Annotated in this window: 4 protein-coding genes; 3 read left to right on the top strand and 1 reads right to left on the bottom strand. The window is 66.1% G+C overall.

Annotated elements, in window-relative coordinates:
* The 3 genes from QXF46_09495 to QXF46_09485 all read left to right on the top strand — a co-directional run.
* A partial coding sequence (locus QXF46_09495) for an FAD-dependent oxidoreductase (protein ID MEM0227095.1) occupies positions 1 to 1,253 on the top strand: 1,253 nt, incomplete at its 5' end.
* On the top strand, positions 1,250 to 2,506 hold the full coding sequence (locus tag QXF46_09490; GenBank protein ID MEM0227094.1) for an FAD-dependent oxidoreductase: 1,257 nt from the start codon (positions 1,250 to 1,252) through the stop codon (positions 2,504 to 2,506). The genes QXF46_09495 and QXF46_09490, both read left to right, overlap by 4 nt.
* Entirely contained in the window at positions 2,499 to 2,870 is a 372-nt protein-coding gene (locus tag QXF46_09485) for a DUF1667 domain-containing protein (GenBank protein MEM0227093.1), read from the top strand. Before QXF46_09490 ends, QXF46_09485 begins: the two co-directional genes overlap by 8 nt.
* Here QXF46_09485 and QXF46_09480 read toward each other — a convergent pair.
* The coding region (locus QXF46_09480) for a hypothetical protein (protein MEM0227092.1) at positions 2,867 to 3,215 on the bottom strand (349 nt) is incomplete at its 5' end. The two genes, QXF46_09485 and QXF46_09480, sit on opposite strands and share 4 nt — an antisense overlap.

Genomic DNA, 3,215 nt, shown 5'->3' with positions numbered 1-3,215 from the left:
TTAAGGAGCTCGAAATCCCGGCTCGCTGGCCGGGAGAGCTGATGGTGTTCTCCACGCCCGAGGAGGAGCGGGAGGCGTTGAAGTACATCGAGCTTGCGAGGGTGAACGGAGTGCCCGGCGTAAGGCCCGTCTACGGGCGCGAGCTGAAAGCCCTCGAGCCGCTCGCCAGCGACTCGGCTCTCGGCGCGGTTTATGCTCCCACCGCCGGCACCATCTCCCCCTTCGAGGCTGTGGTAGCTATCGTGGAGAACGCGGTGGAGAACGGGGTTAGGCTGCTGACGGAAACCGAGGTGGAGCGCGTGGTCGTGGAGGGGGGTGGAGTGAAGGGTGTTGAAACCAGCAGGGGCTTCATCGAGGCTGACGTTGTGGTGAACGCCGCGGGCCTCTACGCCGACGAGATCTCGCGTTCAGCCGGGGTTGAGGAGGGCTTCAGGATCCGGCCGAGGAGGGGCGAGTACGTGATCTTCGACGAGAACGTGCCCCTGAAGCCGTTGAGGATCCTCCACACCGTCCCGACGCCGGTGACGAAGGGAGTTTACGCGCTTACGACGGTGCACGGGAACCTGCTGCTGGGGCCCACCGCTGAGGACCTCCCGTACGAGGCGAAGGAAGACACATCGACGACCGCGGGTGGGGTGGAGCTAGTGCTGAGGGAGGCTTCAAGGCTCCTTCGGGAGCTCCCACCCCGCAGCAGGGTGATCAGAACATTCGCGGGCTTAAGGCCGGAACCCCCAGGCGGGGAGTGGCTGATAAGGGCGTACGAGGACCCGTGGGGCTTCGTCAACGTCGCCGGCATACGGTCGCCGGGGCTCACCGCGGCGCCCGCCATCGCGCGTTACGTGGTCGAGCTCATCGCTAAGACCTACGATGTGGAGCTGCGTAGGAAGCGGAGGTGGAACCCCCGCCGCCGCGGGATCACGAGGGTTGCGGGCCGCAGCTTGGAGGAGATCGATGCTCTCGCCAGGGAGAACCCCGACTACGGCGAAATCGTGTGCGGCTGCAGGATGGTTTCAAAGGCGGAGATCCTGGAGGCCGTGGAGCGCATAAGGAGGATTGGGGCGCGCGTCACGCTCGACGGGATCAAGTTCAGAGCCTACGCCGGGTTGGGTAGGTGCCAGGGCAGCTTCTGCAGGTGGAGGATTGCGCTGATAGTTTCCGAGCTCACGGGGCAGCCCCTGCACGCGGTGCCCGTTGCCACAGGCCCCTACGGGTACGGGGATGTGAAAGCCCTCCTGAGGGGTGGGGCCGCGTGATCCAGCGGGAGTGCGACGTTGTCGTCGTGGGCGGTGGGCCGGCTGGGATGGCGGCTGCCGCGAGAGCCGCGGAGCTCGGGATGGAGGTGGTTCTGCTCGAGGAACGGGAGACACTCGGCGGGATCCCGCTGCAGTGCGTGCACCCCGGCTTCGGCCTCCACTACTTCGGCGAGGACATGACGGGAGCCCAGTTCGCTCACCGGTTGATGGAGAGGGTGGAGAGGAGTGGGGTGAGCTGCCTGCTGAAGGCTTACGTCCACTCGGTCGAGGTTGAGGCTTACGACGAGAAGGTGGTCAACGTCGTTACGCGGGCGGGAGTGGTCAGGGTGAGAGCGAAGGCGGTGATCTTCGCGACGGGCGCGCGGGAGAGGACGATCTTCGAGATCGGAGTCACCGGCGATAGGCCGGCGGGCGTCATGACGGCGGGGGAGGCGCAGCTCCTCATGGACCTCTACGGGGTGCTCCCGGGGAGGGAGGTCGTGATCGTGGGGTCGGGGGACGTGGGATTGATCATGGCGAGGAGGTTCGCGCTCGAGGGGGCCCGCGTGAGGGCGGTCGTCGAGATAATGCCGTGGCCCGGAGGCTTGATGAGGAACGTCGTCCAGTGCCTCCACGACTTCGGCATACCGCTGCTCCTCAGCCACGCCGTGGTCAAAGTCGCCGGGAGGGGGAGGGTCGAGAGGGTCATCGTGGCCAGAGTCGATGAGGCGCTCAAGCCGATCCCGGGAACCGAGTTCGAGATCCCCTGCGACACCGTCGTGGTGGCGGCGGGCTTGAGGCCCAACGTGGAGCTGCTGGAGAAGATCGGCTGCGCGATCGACCCGGCCACCGGAGGCCCGGTGGTCAACGAGCTGCTGGAGACCAGCGTGCCCGGCGTCTTCGCGGCCGGGAACGCGCTCGTCATCAACGACCTCGTGGACTACGCAGCGGAGCAGGGAGAGAGGGCCGCCGAGGGGGCGAAGCTGTTCGTCGAGGGGGGCGTGCCGCCGACCCGCTGGCTCCCCGTCACGAGGGGCAGGAACGTCAGGCTCGCAGTCCCGCACTACCTGAGCGGAGAGCGGGAGGTCACCTTGTACGCGAGGGTTGAGAGGCCGGAGAAGGGGGTTTTCGTGAGAGTGCCGGAGGCCGGTGTGAGGAGCTACGCCGTGGCCGTCAGGCCGGCCGAGATGATCAGGTTGAAGCTCGACCCGGCGAGGCTGAAGCCCGCGGTGGAGGCCGGTAGAGTGACGCTGGAGGTGGTCCCGCGTGAGTGAGGTCGAGCTCATCTGCATCCTCTGCCCCGCCAGCTGCACGCTCAGAGCGAAAAGGACCGATGGGGGCCTGGAGGTGGAGGGCTACGGGTGCGCCAGAGGAGTGGAGTACGCGAGGCAGGAGCTGACGGAGCCGCTGCGCCACGTGATGACCGTCGTGAAGGTGCGGAACGGAGACCTACCCGTTGTCTCCGTAGTGACGAGGAAGCCCGTACCGAAGGACTGCGTGAGAGAGGTGGTGAAGGCTACAGCCCACCTCGAGGTTGAAGCGCCCGTCGAGATCGGGCAGGTGGTACTGGAGGGCCCCTGCGGCGCCACGCTGGTGGCGACGAGGAGGGTGAGGAGGGTTGAGCGCGGGGGAGGCTAGCGCAGCAGCTCATCCAGCTTCTCCATCCACCCCCTAACGTAGGCAGCATCGTTGGACTCGAAAGCGTGCAGCCACTCCTCCTCCGAGACAACGCCAACCCGATTCCTCAGCGCCACACCCGTCAAGTACAGGAACAACTTAGCCGTCCTCTCATCCTCAAACAGCTTCGACAGATAGTCCAGCAGCTTCCTCGGCGCTTCAACCGCCAACCGATCCGGGTCACCGAAACCCTCCCTCTCGAAAGCCCTCCTTATCAGCAGGCCCGTGGGATGCGCTAACCTGTCGAGCAGCTCCGTGAACCTCATTCGGCCGTCACCTCCAGCTTCTTCGTAATCGACATGAGCA

Source organism: Thermofilaceae archaeon (assembly GCA_038731975.1).
Taxonomy (GTDB): domain Archaea; phylum Thermoproteota; class Thermoprotei; order Thermofilales; family Thermofilaceae; genus JANXEW01.
The sequence above is the reverse complement of the archived record's forward strand: the minus strand, read 5'-3'. Positions and strand labels throughout refer to the sequence as shown.